General features: G+C 68.0%; 20 protein-coding genes. 9 read left to right on the forward strand and 11 right to left on the reverse strand.

Annotated features, from left to right (window positions below; genetic code table 11):
* The 9 genes from AB0I59_RS41625 to AB0I59_RS41665 all read right to left on the reverse strand — a co-directional run.
* The coding region (locus AB0I59_RS41625; protein ID WP_358142501.1) for a gluzincin family metallopeptidase at nucleotides 1-599 on the reverse strand (599 nt) is incomplete at its 3' end.
* A 242-nt stretch (nucleotides 600-841) separates the two neighbouring features.
* Nucleotides 842-1,297 carry a DUF6069 family protein gene (locus AB0I59_RS41630; RefSeq protein ID WP_358142504.1) on the reverse strand — a complete coding sequence of 152 codons (456 nt, stop codon included), beginning with the start codon at nucleotides 1,295-1,297 and terminating at the stop codon, nucleotides 842-844.
* The gene (locus AB0I59_RS41635; RefSeq protein ID WP_358142507.1) at nucleotides 1,294-1,590 is read right to left on the reverse strand and encodes a hypothetical protein; all 297 of its coding nucleotides are present in this window, start codon (nucleotides 1,588-1,590) and stop codon (nucleotides 1,294-1,296) included. The genes AB0I59_RS41630 and AB0I59_RS41635 overlap by 4 nt, the downstream gene beginning before the upstream one ends.
* A 5-nt stretch (nucleotides 1,591-1,595) precedes the next feature.
* Nucleotides 1,596-2,594 (reverse strand): RNA polymerase subunit sigma-70, encoded by a 999-nt coding sequence (locus tag AB0I59_RS41640; protein WP_358142510.1) that lies wholly within the window; start codon nucleotides 2,592-2,594, stop codon nucleotides 1,596-1,598.
* Between the two features lie 265 nt (nucleotides 2,595-2,859).
* Nucleotides 2,860-3,060: a hypothetical protein gene (locus tag AB0I59_RS41645; protein WP_061261632.1), complete on the reverse strand. Its 201-nt coding sequence runs from the start codon at nucleotides 3,058-3,060 to the stop codon at nucleotides 2,860-2,862.
* A gap of 223 nt (nucleotides 3,061-3,283) precedes the next feature.
* Entirely contained in the window at nucleotides 3,284-3,904 is a 621-nt protein-coding gene (locus AB0I59_RS41650) for an L-threonylcarbamoyladenylate synthase (protein WP_061261631.1), read from the reverse strand.
* 127 nt (nucleotides 3,905-4,031) lie between these two features.
* The gene (locus tag AB0I59_RS41655; protein WP_358142513.1) at nucleotides 4,032-4,448 is read right to left on the reverse strand and encodes a histone-like nucleoid-structuring protein Lsr2; all 417 of its coding nucleotides are present in this window, start codon (nucleotides 4,446-4,448) and stop codon (nucleotides 4,032-4,034) included.
* 728 nt (nucleotides 4,449-5,176) lie between these two features.
* Entirely contained in the window at nucleotides 5,177-5,806 is a 630-nt protein-coding gene (locus AB0I59_RS41660) for a TetR/AcrR family transcriptional regulator (RefSeq protein WP_061261630.1), read from the reverse strand.
* Between the two features lie 28 nt (nucleotides 5,807-5,834).
* Nucleotides 5,835-7,061, reverse strand: coding sequence for an NAD(P)/FAD-dependent oxidoreductase (locus AB0I59_RS41665; RefSeq protein WP_358142516.1), 1,227 nt, complete (start codon nucleotides 7,059-7,061; stop codon nucleotides 5,835-5,837).
* A gap of 270 nt (nucleotides 7,062-7,331) precedes the next feature.
* Here AB0I59_RS41665 and AB0I59_RS41670 point away from each other — a divergent pair, with 270 nt between their 5' ends.
* The 9 genes from AB0I59_RS41670 (at nucleotide 7,332) to AB0I59_RS41710 (ending at nucleotide 14,976) form a co-directional block, all read left to right on the forward strand.
* Complete coding sequence (locus AB0I59_RS41670) at nucleotides 7,332-8,153, forward strand: IclR family transcriptional regulator (RefSeq protein WP_082777687.1); 822 nt, start codon at nucleotides 7,332-7,334, stop codon at nucleotides 8,151-8,153.
* 144 nt (nucleotides 8,154-8,297) lie between these two features.
* Nucleotides 8,298-9,611: an aromatic ring-hydroxylating dioxygenase subunit alpha gene (locus AB0I59_RS41675; RefSeq protein ID WP_063819028.1), complete on the forward strand. Its 1,314-nt coding sequence runs from the start codon at nucleotides 8,298-8,300 to the stop codon at nucleotides 9,609-9,611.
* Nucleotides 9,608-10,132, forward strand: coding sequence for an aromatic-ring-hydroxylating dioxygenase subunit beta (locus AB0I59_RS41680; protein WP_061261626.1), 525 nt, complete (start codon nucleotides 9,608-9,610; stop codon nucleotides 10,130-10,132). The genes AB0I59_RS41675 and AB0I59_RS41680 overlap by 4 nt, the downstream gene beginning before the upstream one ends.
* On the forward strand, nucleotides 10,132-11,007 hold the full coding sequence (locus AB0I59_RS41685; protein WP_358142521.1) for an alpha/beta fold hydrolase: 876 nt from the start codon (nucleotides 10,132-10,134) through the stop codon (nucleotides 11,005-11,007). Before AB0I59_RS41680 ends, AB0I59_RS41685 begins: the two co-directional genes overlap by 1 nt.
* The gene (gene hcaB, locus AB0I59_RS41690) at nucleotides 11,004-11,843 is read left to right on the forward strand and encodes a 3-(cis-5,6-dihydroxycyclohexa-1,3-dien-1-yl)propanoate dehydrogenase (protein ID WP_061261624.1); all 840 of its coding nucleotides are present in this window, start codon (nucleotides 11,004-11,006) and stop codon (nucleotides 11,841-11,843) included. The genes AB0I59_RS41685 and hcaB overlap by 4 nt, the downstream gene beginning before the upstream one ends.
* Before the next feature lie 13 nt (nucleotides 11,844-11,856).
* Nucleotides 11,857-12,723, forward strand: coding sequence for a VOC family protein (locus AB0I59_RS41695; protein WP_358142524.1), 867 nt, complete (start codon nucleotides 11,857-11,859; stop codon nucleotides 12,721-12,723).
* The gene (locus AB0I59_RS41700) at nucleotides 12,720-13,052 is read left to right on the forward strand and encodes a bifunctional 3-phenylpropionate/cinnamic acid dioxygenase ferredoxin subunit (RefSeq protein WP_061261622.1); all 333 of its coding nucleotides are present in this window, start codon (nucleotides 12,720-12,722) and stop codon (nucleotides 13,050-13,052) included. Before AB0I59_RS41695 ends, AB0I59_RS41700 begins: the two co-directional genes overlap by 4 nt.
* Nucleotides 13,039-14,229, forward strand: coding sequence for an MFS transporter (locus AB0I59_RS41705; RefSeq protein WP_082777686.1), 1,191 nt, complete (start codon nucleotides 13,039-13,041; stop codon nucleotides 14,227-14,229). The genes AB0I59_RS41700 and AB0I59_RS41705 overlap by 14 nt, the downstream gene beginning before the upstream one ends.
* A gap of 240 nt (nucleotides 14,230-14,469) precedes the next feature.
* Nucleotides 14,470-14,976, forward strand: a complete 507-nt coding sequence (locus tag AB0I59_RS41710; protein WP_358142529.1) for a P-loop NTPase family protein — start codon at nucleotides 14,470-14,472, stop codon at nucleotides 14,974-14,976.
* Between the two features lie 582 nt (nucleotides 14,977-15,558).
* On the opposite strand, the gene AB0I59_RS41720 is transcribed toward AB0I59_RS41710, so the two are convergent.
* Nucleotides 15,559-15,732 carry a hypothetical protein gene (locus AB0I59_RS41720; RefSeq protein WP_358142534.1) on the reverse strand — a complete coding sequence of 58 codons (174 nt, stop codon included), beginning with the start codon at nucleotides 15,730-15,732 and terminating at the stop codon, nucleotides 15,559-15,561.
* A 266-nt stretch (nucleotides 15,733-15,998) separates the two neighbouring features.
* Nucleotides 15,999-17,819 (reverse strand): SGNH/GDSL hydrolase family protein, encoded by a 1,821-nt coding sequence (locus tag AB0I59_RS41725; protein ID WP_358142531.1) that lies wholly within the window; start codon nucleotides 17,817-17,819, stop codon nucleotides 15,999-16,001.
* Between the last annotated feature and the right edge of the window lie 282 nt (nucleotides 17,820-18,101).

Here is an 18,101-nt window from a genome sequence, read left to right on the forward strand (position 1 = left end):
GTGACGGAGTAGTCACTGGTGAGCGCGTAGAAGGACTCGCCGTTGTTGCTGTACGGATCGAGGTGCCAGCCGCTCGCGTCGCGGACCGCCAGAACGGGCAGCGCGTTGCCGATGAAGTTGTAGGACCCGTCGCGGCCGAACCGGTCCGCGCCGCTGGGCACCACGATGCTCAGGTCGAAGCCGATCGAGGCGCTGTCGTTCTGGGCGAGCGGGGCGGGCAGTGTGATCTTCAGCGCGGTGCAGGCGACCGACAGCGGGGACGGCGTGCCCCCGGTCATGTTGGTCACGGTTATCGGTGTGGACGGGCACGTGCCGTGGTAGTTGTCCCACAACCGGAGGTAGACCTCCGTCAGGGGATCCGCGGACGGGTTGGTGAAGGTGACGCTCTCGTGTCCGGTCCATGTGCTGCCCGACGTGTTGCTGGTCAGGCTGACCGTGTAGGAGGGCGAGGCCGGCGTCCGGGTTCCGTCCACCGCGAAGGCGGCCGGTGGAGTGCCCCAGATCAGGAAAAGTAAGGCTGCGAGGGTGGGAATCAGGGCTCGACGCACCATCAGGACGGTCTCCCTTTCGAGCGCGCGGGTCCCCCGATCTGTCGACATAATGTAAATTTTTGTCAAATCGCAGTCAATGATCGATTTGGCTGGCTCTGGTGCGCTCGGCCGGAAGTACCCGCTGACGTCGACCCGAGAGAGGGTCAGATCCCGGCTCAAGCCGCCGCGCAGGAGCCGAATCCACGTGGGAGGCGCGCGACGGCTGGGTCGGCCAGCGTGAACGCGACCCGGGTACCCGGTGCGCCCCGACGCACGGCCCATGCGCCGCGCGTTGTCCCGGTACGGGATCGTCAATCGGTCCGGGTGCGGAGGCTCCGCGCCAGGGTGGGGATCATCACCGCCGCAGGGACGAGGTGTAGCCCGAGGAGGGCGGTGGTGGCGGCGGTGTCTGCCCCGGAGAGGAGAGGCGGGACCAACGAGATCGCGGTCAGCGACACTGCCGTCCACACGAATCGCTCGGCGGGGCGAGCGCTCCAACGAAGAAGAGCGACGGCGATGACGATGCCCACGACCGAGAAGAAGCCGGTCACGACGGCGAACCCGGGCAACGGGATCGTCTCGCCGCCATCGGGGACCTCGAAGTCGACGCCAACGGCCTGGGCAAGCGCAGCGGCGAGGGTGGTGGCCACCATCGCTGCGAGCGTGGCAATGAAGCCGGTGACGGCGAGCCCGCGGAGTCGGTGGGTGCGGCTGGTCTGGCCCGATGCCGGGTCTGCGACGACCCCGGTGTCATTCATGCTGTTCATGTCGTTCCTCCATCATTCGGGAACTGGCGTACGGGGTGTGTTGAGTGGCGTGTGACAGTCCTGGCCCTGGGCGTGACGATGCGCACCCTCGCCGTGCGACGGCCGGGGTTCCGCAGGGCGCGGACCCCGGTGCCGCGGAGCCAGAACCCGGCGTGCCGTCCGAGGACCGGCCCGGGCTCGCCGTCGCGCAACTCCAGCTGCACCCGCCCGCGGGTGACGACGCCGAACGCGTCGCACCACTCCGCCGCGACCACCGCGACACGCGCGCCACCGCGCAGCGCGAGCGTCCACACCGGGACTACTCCGTGCCGTCCGCCGGCAGGCGCTCCGGCAGCCCGAGCCGCGGAAACTGGTCGTCGTGGAACGTGACGATCTCGGTGATCGCCCCGCCGGTGACGCGCAGGACGTCGATCGTCAGCGGCAGGTACGCGCCCTCCCGCTTCCGCCAGAGGTAGAAGGCGACGGCGGGCTGCCGGTTCACGGAGGTGGGGACGGCGCGCAGGTGCTTCATGCCCTCGAAGCCGCTCTCGACCCAGTCGTTCACCACCGTGTCGCGGCCGACGTACAGGCCCGGCGTGGGCGGCATCGAGCAGCGGACGTCGTCCCGCAGCAGTGCGGCGAGCCCGGCGACGTCCGTGGCCACGCTGGCGTCGGTATAGCGGCGCACCAGCTCGCGCGTCCCGGCGTCCTCCTCGCCGCCGGTCCAGTCCTGCCGCTCGGCGGGCAGGCGCTCCCGCATGCCGGCGCGGGCCCGCTGCAGCGCGCTGTTCACGGAGTTGACGGAGTCCCCGAGGAGCTCCGCGACGTCCTTCGCCGGCCAGCCGAGCACGTCCCGCAGGATCAGCACGGCCCGCGGGCGCGGCGCGAGGTGCTGGACTGCGACCAGGTACGCCAGCTCGATCGTCTCCCGCGCGACGGCGACGGTCTCCGGCTCGTCCGCGTCGCCCGCGGGCAGCTCGTCGAGCAGCCGGTCCGGGTAGGGCTGCAGCCACAGCACCTCGCCGCCGGTCGCAGGCTCCGGGCGGCACTTGGCGAGCAGATCCAGGCAGGCGTTGGTGGCGATCCGGTACAGCCAGGCCCGGAACGTCGACCGACCCTCGAAGGTCTCCCGCCGCCGCCAGGCACGGAGGAACGTCTCCTGCACGGTGTCCTCGGCGTCCTCGAACGACCCGAGCATCCGGTAGCAGTGCACGTGCAGCTCCCGCCGGTGCCGCTCCGCCAGCCCCGAGAACGCCGGCTCGTCGACCTCGCCCAGACCGCTCACGCCCAGCCCCTCCAGCCGCGTGTCCGCACTCATCACGTCATCCTTCCGCCTCGTCGTGTCCCGTCGTAGGTGTGACGGGTGCGGGCGCGACAACTCATCACCAGGGTCGGTCGGCATGGCCGATCCAGTGACGGATCCGGTGGCGGAGCACGACGCGTGGTACGGCGAGAGGGACTCTCCCCTCGACATGTGGACACCTTGAGTGCCAGATCATGGAGATCTGGAGACCAAGGAGTTCCTGGTGGTCATGAAGGTCTACCCGCCTGAGTCCAAAGCCGACGCCGTCGCGCTCTACCTGTCAGACCCAGCCCCGGCCCCGCCACCAGCCGAACTCAACTAGACCGAAGTCGGAGATCATCCCCGACGGCGCCTTGAACGGGCGATCGCGCCCGAGCCTCTCCTCCACGTCTGCCTGCTCACTGGTGTGGTCAAGGCCCAGCACGGTGCCGGTGATCACCAGATCGGCGAAGAAGTCCAGAAGGGCCGGCAACCCGACCACCGAACACACCTAGTGCCATGTCAGGCCACGTTTGCCCTCTTCACGATCCGGCGTAGGCGAGGGTTGTCGGTGTTGCGGTATCCCGGGCAGGGCCCGCGTCGGCTTGGCACTCAAACCCGGCCAGTTCAGGCCGTGGTTCGAGTGGGAGCGAAGGTCTACCGTCGCGGCCATGCGGATCCCCGACAGCAAGGCGATGTCGGCGCCTCAGACGACAGCGACCGTTCTACTCGAAGCGGGACGGGTCTCCTGCTCCTCTGCGGAGGATCTCCGGTTGGTCCTGCGAGAAGTCGATGACCGTCGTCGGCACGGCGCCGCACTCACCGGCGTCGACCACGGCGTCCACCACGTGATCGAGCCTTTCCTTGATCTCCCAGCCTTGTGTCATGGCTTCGGTCTCTTCGGGCAGGAGCAGGGTGCTCGACAGCAACGGTTCTCCGAGCTCGGTCAGCAACGCCTGCGTGACGACGTGATCGGGGATCCGGACGCCGACGGTCTGTTTTCTGGGGTGTAGCAACCGGCGCGGCACCTCCTTCGTCGCAGGCAGGATGAAGGTGTAGCTGCCGGGGGTCGCCGCCTTGATCGAACGGAACAGCGCGTTGCTGATGTGGACGAACTGGCCGAGCTGAGCGAAGTCCTTGCACACCAGGGTGAAGTGGTGGTGGCTGTCGAGACGGCGGATCTCCCTGATCCGGTCGATGCCCTCCTTGTTGCCCACTCGGCAGCCGAGCGCGAAGCACGAGTCGGTCGGGTACACGATCAGCCCGCCCGCACGGATGATGTCCGTCACCTGACGGAGCGCCCGAGGTTGCGGGTTGTCCGGATGTACATCGAAGTACTTTGCCATGCGTGAGAGCTTAGAAGCGATCGCTCCGCCGCATTCGACGATCTCCCCGGCGTGCGGGCACAAGTCGTTCCCCACTGAGCCACCCCGGGCCTCCGAGAGGAGGCCGCCGTTCGAGCCGCACTCCGCATCAGGTGCCGGGGTTACCGTCCCCTGCTTCTCCGCCTTCCTGTCCTTCCGACGCCGACTGCGTGGAGTTCGCGTCGGACCGGGCGGCGATGAACTGTTCGATGACCTCGTCGGCGACCTTCCCCCTGAGGGGGACATCCAGCCCTTGCTCTCTCGCCCATTCGCGAACGTCGGTGAGGGTGTGGCCCTGCAATCGGGGGGAGACATCGGCGGCCTTCTTCGACCGCGACGCCTGCTTCACCTCACGGGAGCTCTCCAGGACCGTTTCGATGAACGCGAGAGCCTCGCTCAGCCGCTGCTGGGTGGCGTCGGACAGGTCGATGGCGAAGGTGCGGTTCAGCAGCTGGAACTCCCGTCTCGCCACGTCATCGCCCTCGGAGTGGTCGAGGTCGTCAACCAGTATCACCTTCTGCGCCACGTGCGGCCCTTTCAGGTAGATCATCTTCTGTTTGAACCGTAGCATCATACTGGTGTTCGAGAAGTGATCGCGGTCATGTTCGTGAAGTCGAGGACCCGGCCGAATCAGTCGATCGCCGCGGTCACCTGGCAGTACACCTCGATCGCGGAGAACGATCGCCGTTGCCCCAGGTGGTCGCCCTGCTGCAGACCTGGTGGGCGGCCAACCGATTTGATCGCTCGGACAGTTGTCAGGTGGCCACAACGGGTGCTCCGGCAAGGCGCGAGGCGGGAGAGCTATTTCGCTCGACCCCGTGACGCGCTGCTGGATGGCCTGGTGGGGCGAGAAAGACCGATCGTCGTGGGAGGCGGCCCGTGAGGCGTAGAAGCCCACAGGAGAAGAAGCGGCTGGGTTACGCCAAGGACCGTCGGAACAACTATGGCGAGAATGGACAAGAGCTCCCGGAAGAACATTCGGCGCAATAAGCAAGCATCGCATCGTGCCGACCGTCACCACGCCCATCAGGTTCTCGAAGCCACCGGATAGAACGGCATGGTGATCCTCGATGGTGCCCTCGATCCGCAAGCACTGAGTCTCCACTGAAGCCGGAGCGCTTCAGACCGCCACCCAAAGTTCTCCGAGGTCAGGAACAATCTCCACGGTCCAGCCAGAGTTCCTTTGTGACGGGTGTCGCGTCGTCGCAAGGCGGCTGGGCGCCTGCCGGAGCATAGTTCTGCCCAGCGAGCCTGTCAGCAGTCGGGCGATATGCTGTAAATGGCTCTAACCCAGATGTCGCCCAGAGTCTTTTTCGCCGTCTCGGGCGGCACTGAGGCGGGTCCGCGCCCGAAGCACTCCGAAAGATAGCGCTCTGTCATCCAGACGAGCGCCCGTGCGGTTTCCGTCCCATTGGCCACGGTGCTCGCTCCGCTCGCGATATCGGCTTTGATGCGCTCGCCGGTGATCGCGATAAACCGGTCCGCAAGCGCGTGGTACATGGCGTCGACCTCGGGATCCTGCGCGGCGGCCGCCGCCAGCGCGCGCATGAGAGACCCATTCCGCACCCAGATGTCGACTAGGCCGCCGAGGTCCTCACGCAGTCGCGGAATCACTTGGCCGGCGCTTTCCTGCGCCCAGTCCTGCCCGAGGGCGGTCATCTCGCCGCCGAGTTCCTCCAGCAGTGCCAGCAGAAGCTGCTGCCTGTCGTCGAAATGGCGGTAAAAGATGGTCCGGGATCGGCCCGCCGCCGCCATCACCATGTCGATCGACAGGTCCGCGAACGGGACCTCGGCGAGCAGCGACCTCGCAGAGTTGAGGATGTCCCCCCGGACGTCCCGCCGACGGGCCCGTGCCCGTGCCTGGACGGTCGGCCTGGAAACCACGGCGGTCAGTCTATTCGGCGTTGGCGGGTCACGGTCCGGGGTGGTCGGAGGAACGCTGGTCGTGCTCAGGGATCTGGTTGCCGCAGCGGGCGGGCAGCCGCGGGTACCGTCCGGACCTCATCTCCCGCATCGCCGCCTGGACGTCGCGAGGCCGATTGACACCGAGGACCGCCCGGACCAGGCCCCCGGTGTGCCAGGTGACCAGCAGGCGGCCGTCATCGGTGTCCTCCACCATGGTCTCCAGCTCGCCCCCGGGCAACCCGGCGAGCTGGAGCGTCACGCCATGCTGGTCCGACCAGAACCACGGCACCGAGGCCGGCGCGGGTCGGTGACCCAGCAGCGCGCTGGCCACCGCTACGCCATGCTGTTCGGCGGTGCGCTCATGCTCCAGTCGGATCCGCTGACCGCCAGGCCCGGCGGAGGCGACCGCAACATCACCTACCGCGTATACGCCCGGGTGAGCCGTGCGGAAGGCGCCGTCCACCTCGATGCCTGCGGGCCCGCCCACCCCAAGCTGTGCAGCGAGTTGGGTCCGCGGCACGGCGCCAAGGCCGATGAGCACTGTGTCGGCTCGCAGTTCGGTGCCGTCGGCGAGCATCACCGCTTCGACCCGGTTCCGTCCGCGCAGCCCGGTGACGGTCCGGCCGGTGAGCACCCGCACGCCGTGGGCGGCGTGCAGCCGCCCGATCCAGCCGCCGGCCGCCGGCCCGATGGCGCGGCCGAGCAGAGCCGGTCCGGCTTCTACGATGGTGACCCCGATGCCGAGCCGACCAGCGACCGAGGCCACCTCGGTGCCGACAAAGCCGCCGCCGATCACGACGAGCTCAGCCGCGCGCGTCAGCTCTGCCCTGAGGGCTTCGGCGTCGGCGAGTGTGCGAAGGACGTGCACCCCGTCGAGCTCCATCCCGGTCCAGTCCGGCCGGTACGGAGAGGAGCCGGTGGCGATCACGATCGCATCAGGGGCGAAGGTGCCGGCCGCGCTGGTGATGCGCAGCGTCGCAGGCTCGATGGCACTGACACGCGCTTCGGGATGAAGGCAGATGTCCTGATCGCGGTAGTGGTCGTCGGGCCGGAGCGGCTCCGGACCGGACGTGCCGGCAAGCACCGTCTTGGACAGTGGCGGCAGCCGATAGGGCAGCCCTTTCTCGGCGGAAAGCAGGTTGATCGTCCCCTCGAAGCCGCCCTCTCGCAGGGCCATTGCCGCTGCGACGCCTGCCGTCCCGGCACCGATGATTGCTACCTCGCGAATGCCCATGGTCGCGGGACGCTAGTCAGGCGGATCCGGCCAGGACAGGGCCAAGTTCAACTCCGCGGAACCGCCGTGACGCTTCGAGATCGGTTCTCACGAGTTCTTGAGGCGTGGTCTCCACGCGCGCCTCGGCTCCCCGTGACAGGCGAGTCCGGCACCTGCCCCCCGTCCGGCCGCGCTGTCGCAGCTTTGGTTCGCCTTCCCCCTTGACCTCGTCGCACAAGGGTGTGACAGTCCGTGCGACACCATGTCACAAATCACACCGGGGCAGGGATCATGACTAACGCTGGCACTGCGGTCGGAGAATCAGGGACTTCGGTCGGCAAGGCCTTGTCCCTGTTGCGCGCCTTCGCGCCCACTGGTGGGCCTATCGGCGTCGTCGAACTAGCCAGGCGGTGCGGCATGCCCAAGTCGACGGCACATCGCCTTCTGGCGGTGCTGGCCGAGCAGGGGGTTGTGGAACGCTGGGATGGGCGCTGGCGGCTCGGCATCACCATGTTCGAACTCGGCGCGCTCACGGGCGTCGGACCCAACTCCAGGGTCCAGCAGATCGCCCTTCCGTATCTGCATGAACTGGCCGCAGCGACGGGCCACACGGTCCATTTGGGTGTCCTCGACCAGGGCGAAGTGCTGTATCTCAGCAAGATCTTCGGGCACCGGCGGATATCTACGCCCACCAGGGTGGGCGGGCGCATGCCCGCCTACGCCACAGGGCTCGGTAAGGCGCTGCTTGCCTACGCGGATCCTGGCGAGGTCGGATCGATTCTCACTGGTCGGCTGCGCCCGCTGACCCCATCAACCGTTGCCAGTGAGAAGGCGCTGCAGGCTGCCCTGGCACAGGCACGCGATTCGGGGATCGCATGGGATCAGCAGGAGTGCATCCCCGGGCTGGTCTGTGCCGCCGCGCCGGTAACCGACGGGGCGGGTCGAGCGGTGGCCGCGATCTCGGTCTCTGGGCCGCCTGGCACAGCTGGGCGTGCCCATCTGGCCGGCCGGGTGCGTGCTGCGGCAACGGCGATCAGCGACTGTCTCCGTCCGGTCGAGCCGGCCGGCCAGAGACGCAGTGCCGGAGGTCTGGCCTCCCCGAAGTCGCACTGAACGGCTACGGGCATCCACGGCCAATGGTTCCGCCTCCCGGAACTACCCCATTCCGGACGGTCCGGATCGGCCCGTCTAATACCGGAACCTCAGCAGTACGCACGACGGCGACCAGCGGTCGCCGGCCTGGGACGGAGAAGGCACATGATCGATCTCGATGAGCATGTTGACCTTGAACGCGGCGTGATGAGCCGCAGGGTCTTCGTGGATGACGACATCTACCGCCTGGAACTCGAGCGCATCTTCAGCCGTTCCTGGCTGTTCCTCGCGCACGAGAGCCAACTGCCGAAGTCCGGCAGCTTTGTGTCGACGTACATGGGCGAGGACCCGGTCATCGTCGTGCGCCGGTCCGACGGCAGCATCGGCGCCGTCCTGAACTCCTGTCGCCACCGCGGCATGAAGGTGTGCCGGGCGGACGTCGGCACCACCCGGGTCTTCCGTTGCAGCTACCACGGCTGGACCTACGGGCTCGACGGCGACCTCGTCTCGGTGCCGAACATGGCCGAGGGCTACCGCAACGAACTCGACATGTCCCGCTGGGGCCTCCTGCGGGTACCGCGTGTGGAGTCGTACAAGGGCCTCGTCTTCGGCACCTGGGACGCCGAGGCCCAGCCAGTGGAGGAGGCACTCGGCGACATCACCTTCCTGCTGGACACCTTCCTGGACCGCCGCCCCGGTGGTACGGAGGTGATCGGCGGGGTGCAGAAGTGGGTGATGGGCGGCAACTGGAAGCTCGCCGCAGAGCAGTTCGCCAGCGATATGTACCACTCCTTCCTGTTGCACGCCTCGGCCTGGCAGTCGCTGGCCCCGGAGGGCGCCGACCTGTCTGAGATGGTCTTTCCCAGCGTCGGCAGCCAGATGACGAGCCAGGGCTCGGGCGGCGGCTGGTTCCACGACCCGACCGGTGCCGGCTCCGCCGTCCTGGGCCCCATGCTGGCCGCCGACTACACGGACCCGGCTGTTTGGGAGCGGCTCGGGGAGGTCCAGGCGGGCGGCCCCATCGGCTGTCACGCCACCGTCTTCCCGAACTTCTCCTTCCTCGGCGCGTTCCGAGTGCTGAGGGTCTGGCACCCACGAGGGCCGCACGAGATGGAGGTGTGGTCCTGGACACTCGTCGACAAGGACCAGTCGCCGGAGATCAAGGACGCCTGGCGGCGGTTCGCCTCGATGACCTTCGGTCCGACCGGGACCTTCGAGCAGGACGACGGCGAGATCTGGACCGACCTGCAGCGAGTGTCGCGCGGGCACATCGCCCAAACCGTCGATCTGAACTACCAGATGGGCATCGGACACGAGGTGACCGATCACCCCGACTACCCGGGCCGGATCAACCACGTCTACTCGGACAACGCCGCCCGCGGGTTCTACGAGCGCTGGCTGGAACTCATGAAGACACCTCTTCGGCCCGGCCAGCGGGGCAACGCCACGGCGCGCGCCGGACAGGAGGTCACCCGATGAACACGATCCCCCACGTCGCCATGGATCCGGCCCTCCAGCTCGAGGTCGAGCAATTTCTCTACGCCGAGGCCGAACTGCTCGACGCCCGCGGGTTCCGGGAGTGGCTGGATCTCCTCACCGAGGACGTCCGCTACTGGATGCCCACCCGGACGAACCGCAGCATCCGGGAGTACGCGCTGGAGGTCGCCGGGCCGGGCGAGATGGCGCACTACGACGACGACCTGGGCAGTCTCACCACCCGTGTGCGCCGTATCGAGAGCAACCAGGCTTGGTCGGAGGATCCGCCATCGCGCACGCGGCGGTTCGTCACCAACGTCCGGATCAAGCCTGACGGGTCGGAGCTCGCCGTTCGATCCAGCCTCCTCGTTTACCAGCACCGCCTGGAACGCGAGGTAAACGTGTTCGCGGCCGAGCGTCAGGACGTGCTCCGTCGCACTCACGACGGGCTGCGGATCGCCTCGCGCAAGGTCCTGCTGGATCAGACCGTCGTGCTGGCCAACAACATCAGTGTGTTCTTCTGATGGGGGCCGCTGACATGACTTCGGCCCAAGCCGCTGCCGCTGACGGCGCGGCCGCACTGATCACGACCAGCGTCGGACCGATGAACGTGCATGACATCGGAGCTGGCCCGCCGGTTGTGCTGCTGCACGGGGGAGGCCCCGGGGCCTCCGGCTGGAGCAACTTCCGCGCCAATGCGCCGGCGCTCGCACAGCGGTTCCGGGTGCTGGTCATAGACCAGCCCGGATTCGGGGCGTCGCACAAGCCGGCGCACTCGTCACCCGCCGAGCTCAATCCGTACAACGCTCGCGCTGTGCTGTCGGTGCTCGACGAGCTCGGGATCGACCAGGCGGATTTCGTCGGAAACAGCATGGGCGGCGCGACCGCGATGACGATCGCCCGGGAAGCACCGCAGCGCGCGAGGCGGTTGGTGCTGATGGGAACCGGCGGCGGGGTGCCGCTCTTCGCGCCCGAGCCGTCCGAGGGCTACCGGGTGATGGGACGGTTCTACGCCGATGAGGGCCCGACCAGGGAAAAGATGCGGGAACTGGTCGAGGTGATGACCTACGCCGGCGCGGGCGAGAGCGACGAGCTCATCGATGAGCGGCTGCGGGCGGCCACCGACCCGGAGGCGATGCGGTTCTACGAAGTCATGAACCAGATCTTCCGCTCCGGCAAACGAGGCGATCTGTGGCGGCAGGTGGACCAGGTGCGGCACGAAGTACTGCTGGTCTGGGGTCGCGACGACCGAACTGTGCCCATGGACGCGGCGATGTTCCTGCTGCGGCAGCTACCGCGGGCGGAGTTGCACGTCTTCTCTCAATGCGCGCACTGGGTTCAGTCCGAGCGGGCCACGGCGTTCAACAGCCTGGTCACCGAGTTCCTCACCCGACCATGACATGTCCAGTGGGGTGGCTCGATGGACAGGTGACCCTGATCACCGGCGGCGGTGCTGGGCTCGGTCGGGCCATCGCGGAGCGCTTCGTCACAGAGGGGGCGCACGTCGTCGCGTTCGACCGCTCCGCCACACGGCTGGAAAGGCTCACAGCGGAGGTGCCGGAAGTACTCGGCATCGTCGGGGACGTCCGCTCGCTCGACGACAACGAGCGTGCGGTCCAGCAGGTGCAACAGCGGTTCGGCCGACTGGACGTGGTGGTCGCGAACGCGGGTATCTGGGACTTTCAGGCCAGCTTGGACAGCCTCCCCGCCGAATCCGTCGACGACGCCTTCGACGAGGTGTTCCATACCAACGTCAAGGGATATCTGCTGGCGGCCAAGGCTGCGGCCCCGGCGCTCCGCCGCCGCCGGGGCTCCTTGATCCTGACCCTGTCCAACGCCTCGTTCCACCCTGACGGCGGCGGGCCCCTGTACACCGCGTCCAAGCATGCGGCGCACGGCCTGTTGCGACAGCTCGCCTATGAGCTGGCGCCGGACATCCGGGTCAACGCCGTCGCACCAGGGGGTATGGCCACCGAGCTGTCAGGCCCGACTGCGCTTGGGCTGGACTCGGCATCCATCTCCACGCGGGCCGGTGAATGGCAGGACGTGATGGCGCGGGCCCTGCCGCTGAGCATGGTCCCGACCGTGGACGACATGACGTCCGCCTACGTCCTGCTCGCCTCCCGCTCAGGCGCGAAGGCGATGACCGGAGCCGTGATCGAAGCCGACGGCGGGATCGGCGTACGCGGCGTCTTCCACCGGGCGGGCAGCGGCAACAGGCCCGCCACGAAATGATCGGAGAACAATCATGAGCAGTGTCCGCGCGCTCGCGCAGTTGGGCGTGGAAACCCGGGACCCGGCTGCCTGGCGCAAGTTCGGCACCACAGTCCTCGGCATGCAGGAGACCCCGGCGCCACCGGGAGAGCTGCGGCTAAGGATGGACAGGATGACCTACCGGCTGGCCGTTGCGGCCGGCGACCAAGACAGGCTCGGCTACCTGGCTTGGGAAGTGGACGAGGAGTCGGAGCTGGCCGAGATCGTGGCGCGACTCGAGAAGGCCGGCTACGCAGTGCAGGAGGCGAGCCGCGAGGAGGCCGAGCGTCGCGACGTGCAGCAGCTACTGCACACCGTCGACCCAGGCGGCTACCAGGTCCACCTGATCCGGGGCGCCCTCGCGACGACGGAGCCCTTCGCCTCGCCCACAGGCAGCACGTTCCTCGCCGATGGGTTGGGCGTTGGGCACGCCGTCCTCGCCGTCCGCGATTACGAGGCGGCCCTCCACTTCTACCGTGACCTCCTGGGCATGCGGCTCACCGACCAGCTCGACCTGCACGGCACCAGCGTGACCTTCCTGCACTGCAACCCGCGCCATCACAGCCTGGCGCTGGTCGACGCCGGCGCAGACGAGGGCATGCACCACTTCATGGTCGAGCTGGGCACGCTGGACGACGTCGGGCACTCCTACGACCGATGTCTGGCCGGAGCCGCACCCGTGGCCGCGTCGCTCGGCCGGCACAGCAACGACGGCGTGGTCTCCTTCTACGCTGCCACCCCGTCCGGGTTCACGGTGGAGATCGGCTGGGGTGGTCTGCTGGTAGATGACCAGAGCTGGCGGCCCGCGAGACTGACCGGCCCGAGCGCCTGGGGGCACCACGCCGTCGGTGCCACGCAGTGAGCGGACCAGGAACCGGCGGCCACACTCGCAGTGAGCACCGCGTCTGCGCTGTGGATGACCTGCCCCCTGGCGAGGTCGCCGTGTTGGCGGACGGAGATCCGGTCGCGGTGTTCAACGTGGACGGGAAACTGCTGGCCATCGCCGACACCTGCAGCCACGAAACCGCCTCCTTGGCAGAGGGCTGGGTCGACGGGGAGACGGTCGAGTGCCCGCACCATCTCGCGCGGTTCTGCCTGCGCACCGGCCGGGCGCTCTGCCTTCCCGCGACACGGCCGGTGGCGACCTACCAAGTGATCGTCCGCGACGGTCTCGTGTATGTCCTCCGGTGAACCTGGGCGTGGCCGCGGCTCTTCGGGGCCACGCCCAGGGCTGTTGGTGGCGGGACTTTGCGTCGTGATCGCATCGATGGCCACCGGACTGGCCTCGCCCGCGTTGCCAGACATTGCGGCCTCCCTGCACATGTCGGCTGCCGCCGCCGGCCTATTGGTGTCCGCTACCTCCGCCCCTGCACTGCTGGCCACCCCAGTGGCAGGCGTCATGATCGGTCGCTGGGGCCGCCGCGCCGTGCTCGTCCCGGCGCTATTGGTGTTCGCGGGAGGCGGCCTGGCCGCCATGCTCAGCCCCGGCTACCCGGCGTTGCTGGCCGCGAGGCTGGTCCAGGGCACCGCCACCGGCGTGCTGCTCACGCTTTCACTGGTGCTCGTCGCCGACTGGGCGGCGGCGACTTCGCTGCCCAAGGCGCTCGGGCGCAACGGTGCGGTGAACATGGCGAGCCTCGCGTTGCTGCCCCTGGCCGGCAGCGTGCTCACGGCCGCCGCGGGCTGGCGGGCGGCATTCGCTCCGTGCCTGCTCGCGATCCCACTGGCGTGCGTGGTCGCACTGTGGTTGCCCGATGTGCGACCGGCAGCCCGCGGCGGCGCCTCCCCCGTACCGCCGTTGCCGAGGCCGCTCAGGTCGCACATCCTGCGCTCTGGAACGGCAATGGCGGCTGCCCTGGCCTGCCTGTTCGGTGTCAGCTTCACGGTGCTGCCGCTCCGCCTCCAGGAACACTTTCCGTCCGCGGAGGGGCTTTGGGGGGTGCTGATCGGGCTGCCGCTCGCCGCGGCCTTCGTCGGCGCCCTGACGGCTGGCCGACTGCTACGGCGCTGGCAGCCATGGACCCTGACGGCCGTCGGATTCGCGCTTTTCACAGCCGGCTTCACCGTCACGGCGACCACCGCTTCGGTGTGGCTCGTGGCCGTCGCCGCCTTGGTTTACGGCAGCGGGTTCACGCTGATCTCGGTATCCATGCAGACATTGGCTGCGCGGCTGGCGACCGAGCCATACCGGACGAGCCTGCTCGCCAACTGGGGGACGGTCGGCAGAGCCGGCCAGGCCGCGGGTCCGGCCGTCGCCGGGCTGATGGTCACGCAGACCGGCACGGGTGGCACCTTCCTGCTGGGCGCGTTGCTGGCGGCCGCGTCGGCCGTTGGCTCCACCGTGCTTGCCCGTGTCGACGGTAGCTGAAGAATGAACTGCGCCGGGTTTCTTGGAGGAAGTGATGTGCCCGGTCCTGCTCGGCGGAGCCGAGGTCATGGATCGCATCTTCTCCTGACGAAACCGGTCACGCCAGGGGGCGCTGACGCAGGTCATCCTGGCGTGCCGTGCGAACCGCAACGACGTCGTCGGCCTTCACCGCGAAGGCGATGCTGTCGGACGTGTTTTCCGTACGCTGACGTTGTGCGCACCGGTTCGCATCAGACTCGTTTGATCGTTGTACGCGGGAACTCCGGCTCCGGGAAGACCAGTGCCGCCCGCGCCGTACGGGCGGCCTACGGCCGCGGCCTGGCGCTGGTGAGCCAGGACACCATCCGACGGGAAGTCCTGCGGGAACGGGACGTTCCCGGGGGAGTGAACATCGGGCTCATCGACACCGTCGTCCGATACTCACTCGATCACGGATACAGCGTCCTGCTCGAAGGAATCCTCACCGCCGGCCGGTACGGGACGATGCTCCAGGCCTTGTGCCGTGACCACGCCGGGATGAGCGCCTTCTTCTACCTGGACGTGTCCTTCCCGGAAACCCTGCGCCGGCATGACACACGGCCGCAGCGGCTTGAGTTCTTCCCGGATCAGATGCGGGAGTGGTACCGGGAACGAGACCTGCTGCCGGGCCGCCGCGAGACGGTGATAGACGAGGACAGTTCGCTCGATGCGACGGTTCAGCGCTTGCTCTGTGCGGCCTGGCCGGCGTTGGCGCGGATCGACCTGTGACCCGCCTCGTGGCGGCGGTGTGGTTCCGGTTTGGCCCGGCAGCAGATGAACCTGTCGCCCCTTTACACGAGAGCGTCAGCCGACGGCACGGTCAGCGAGGTCTCCTGCGGAGAGGCGGCGCGTTACGGGTCGGTCTCCTGTTCCTGCGGGGATGCGAAGCCGACAGACGCCCAACGTCGTGTCATCGGTGACAGTCACTCAGTTAGTCACTCAGCAGCAGAAAAGGGTGCCACGTGATCTCGTGACACCCTATCCGACCTGCGTAAACGCGGTCGGGACGACAGGATTTGAACCTGCGACCCCTTGACCCCCGGGCTTCGCCCGGAAGAGGACGGACAGCAAAGGCAAGACTCGATACATCGCCCTCTACCGGGACCTGAGAGGAGAGCAACGATCCGCTGGCACGTATGCGAGCAAACGGGAAGCCGACAAAGCGTGGCAGCGCGCGGAGGCCAAGCTTGAGGAGGGGCGAGCAGGAAACCCTGCCCGTGGAAAGCAGACCTTTAGGCGGTATGTGGAGGAGGAGTGGCTGCCGCATCACATGATGGAGGCCACGACGCGCGAGGGGTACACGTACTCGATCTATGCGCACATCATGAAGTGGTTCGGGCCCATGCGCATGATCGAGATCCTGCCGAGCGACGTACGTGCTTGGGTGGAGGACCAGCAGGACCGCGGGCTCTCGCCCGCCACCATCCGGCTCAACAAGTCGATCCTCAGCGGCATCTTCACCACGGCGCTGAACGACCAGGTCACCGCGCTGCATCCATGCAAGGGCGTGAAGACGCCCACAGTCCCGAAGAAGCCGCTACGTATCGTCTCCCCTGAGGAGTTCGACCAGTTCTACTTCGCGCTGCCTACCGAGGAGGCCCGCCTACTGGCCGAAACCGCCATCGAGAGCGGCATGCGCTGGAGCGAACTCACCGAACTCCGCGTCAAGGACCAGGCCAATGTCTTTCCTATCGGTGGTTCAGAGGCATACGCGAGATCCCCGGGTCCGGGCCTCGGGGATCTCGGGACGGTCAGGCCAGGTTGGCGAAGGTGGACCTCGGCGGACAGGGGACGTAGACCCCGTCGCAGGCGGAGTCGCGGTTGCCGCCGCCCCCCGAGGAATCAGTGGGCGCAGGCGGCGGAATGTAGTAGTCGAAGATGTCGCCGGGGCCGATGCCGCCGGGGTTGTCGTATCCACCCGGGGTGACCCCGCCGGGGCGAGGGGGCGTCAGCACGCCGGACGGCGCAGGCGAGGTGGTGCCGGCGGGCGGGATGAAATCAGGCGGCATGAGTACGTACCGCGTCCCGGGCAGGTCTCCGCCCCACTCGACCCGCACCCAGGTCTTGCCGTTGTCGTCTGACGTATACCTGTAGTTGCGCCCGCAGCAGACTTCCCGCGTGTTGCCGCCGGGTGTGCTGGCGTCACCCGGACCCGTCGAGGTCGAGTCACTGCTGCCCGTTGTGGAACTGGCCGCCGCCCAGGTGGCCAGCCACAGGTTGTACAGGGGACTGTCGGGCTGGGCGTAGACGTCACCGCGAGGCACGGGTCCGCCGCCTCCGCCGCTGACGACGGCGCCCGGGATGCCGCTGTTGTGGGCGGCGATGGCTGCCATGTGCGTCAAGAGCAGGCCGGGCAGCCTGTTGGCCTGCAGCGGGGCCTTGTACGGCTGGGCGGGGATGTTCACCTGGGCGAATGTCGGCGGCTTGGGCCAGAGCCCCGGGCATTTGGCCTGCAGCCAGATCGCCAGGGCCTGGCCCAGCGCGACCGTCCCCCGACGATTGGGGTGGAAGCTCTCCTGGAAGGCGTGCAGCAGGTTTCCCTGGGCCAGTTCGTTTTCGTCCAGCATCCACGGGTTGAAGTAGGAATCCGGCTCGTCGACCTCGTGGCCGGCCACGACGCTGGTGCCACCGGGGCCCGCGGTGTTGGGGTCGAAGACCTCGATCGGCGGCCACTGCGGGTGGTCGCTGTTGAACTTCTGGACCGCGGCCCGAATGGTGTCGTTGAGCGCGGTGGCGAATCCGTAGATGGCGTCCAGCGTCAGGCCCCCCATGAGGGGGGTCCTGTGGGTGTTGCCGGTCGGCTTCACTCCCACGGGATACAGCGTGACGGCGATCATGGCGTTCAGGGCGGCGGCGCGCACCGAGGAGAGCGACTTGTAGACGCTGGTCTGTACATCGGAGGCCAGCTTGCTTTGCTCTCGGGCTATCGCGGCCTGGACGTCGGCGAGCTGCGCGTTCTTCCACACACCCGGCCCCGGCGCTAAGTTCTGCAGAGAAGCCGGGATGGCCGTCTTCGCGTAGGCCATGAGCGCTGTCTGCAGGATGTCGCCGTAGTGCGCGTCGTTGCCGCCGAACCCGTAGATCACCACGTTGGAGCTGGGGAGGATCCCGTCGGCCTGGGGGATGTTCCTGTTGCGTCCGGTGTCGGAGTCCACCTGGGGTACCACCAGGTGCTTGCTCTCAGCTCCCGAGGAGGCGAAGAACGCGAGCCTGTCGAAGCCCCAGGTGTCCTCGAGATACCCGTCCTGCATGGTCAGGGAGGGCACGAGCGGCTTGTTGGTCGTCTCCAGGTAAAGCCACGCCAGCGGCCCGGGTGCGTAGGGGGACTGGTGGCGCCAGAACGAGGACGAGGACGAGGACGAGGAGGAGCCTGCGATGTAGCCGCCTGTGCCTTCGCCTGAACTGAAGCTGTCACCCCCGACCGACACCACCCGGGGGGTGGTCACCGGCACCAGGGCCGAGCCCGCACCACCGCAACCGGGCACCGTGGGAGGCTCAGCCGCCGCGGGCCCGGCCAGGCCGACCGTCACGGATAACACCGTCGCCATGGTCACGGCCGCGGTCCTGGCCATGAACCGTCTCGAGGATAAGAGGGATGAGGGGGATGAGCGATCAAGTCGCATGAATGCTCCGGAGAACTACGGGGGGTGGTTGGATTACTCCGATGATCTTGTGTCAACGCGTTGTAGGTGCCCGCCGTCCAGCTTCGTTGGATTTACGGCCGGTACTACCAGGACCCTTTACTGGGTTCCCCAGCCGGGCGAATGGCACGCGGGACCGTTCGGGCCGGTGGTGCACGAGCCGCCTCAGGTCGCCTGGGCCGGGTGGGACAGTGTCCCCACTAAGGCCGCGGC

It is taken from the genome of Microtetraspora glauca (assembly GCF_040656155.1).
GTDB classification, from domain to species: Bacteria; Actinomycetota; Actinomycetes; order Streptosporangiales; family Streptosporangiaceae; genus Microtetraspora; species Microtetraspora glauca.

Excerpts from the sequence above, each read along its gene's own strand:
- AB0I59_RS41685 (WP_358142521.1), top strand. The coding sequence starts at position 10,132 with ATGGGGGCCGCTGACATGACTTCGGCCCAAGCCGCTGCCGCTGACGGC.
- AB0I59_RS41680 (WP_061261626.1), top strand. The coding sequence starts at position 9,608 with ATGAACACGATCCCCCACGTCGCCATGGATCCGGCCCTCCAGCTCGAG.
- AB0I59_RS41675 (WP_063819028.1), top strand. The coding sequence starts at position 8,298 with ATGATCGATCTCGATGAGCATGTTGACCTTGAACGCGGCGTGATGAGC.
- AB0I59_RS41695 (WP_358142524.1), top strand. The coding sequence starts at position 11,857 with ATGAGCAGTGTCCGCGCGCTCGCGCAGTTGGGCGTGGAAACCCGGGAC.
- AB0I59_RS41670 (WP_082777687.1), top strand. The coding sequence starts at position 7,332 with ATGACTAACGCTGGCACTGCGGTCGGAGAATCAGGGACTTCGGTCGGC.
- AB0I59_RS41705 (WP_082777686.1), top strand. The coding sequence starts at position 13,039 with ATGTCCTCCGGTGAACCTGGGCGTGGCCGCGGCTCTTCGGGGCCACGC.
- AB0I59_RS41650 (WP_061261631.1), bottom strand. The coding sequence starts at position 3,904 with ATGGCAAAGTACTTCGATGTACATCCGGACAACCCGCAACCTCGGGCG.
- hcaB (WP_061261624.1), top strand. The coding sequence starts at position 11,004 with ATGACATGTCCAGTGGGGTGGCTCGATGGACAGGTGACCCTGATCACC.
- AB0I59_RS41640 (WP_358142510.1), bottom strand. The coding sequence starts at position 2,594 with ATGAGTGCGGACACGCGGCTGGAGGGGCTGGGCGTGAGCGGTCTGGGC.
- AB0I59_RS41725 (WP_358142531.1), bottom strand. The coding sequence starts at position 17,819 with ATGGCCAGGACCGCGGCCGTGACCATGGCGACGGTGTTATCCGTGACG.
- AB0I59_RS41630 (WP_358142504.1), bottom strand. The coding sequence starts at position 1,297 with ATGAACAGCATGAATGACACCGGGGTCGTCGCAGACCCGGCATCGGGC.
- AB0I59_RS41665 (WP_358142516.1), bottom strand. The coding sequence starts at position 7,061 with ATGGGCATTCGCGAGGTAGCAATCATCGGTGCCGGGACGGCAGGCGTC.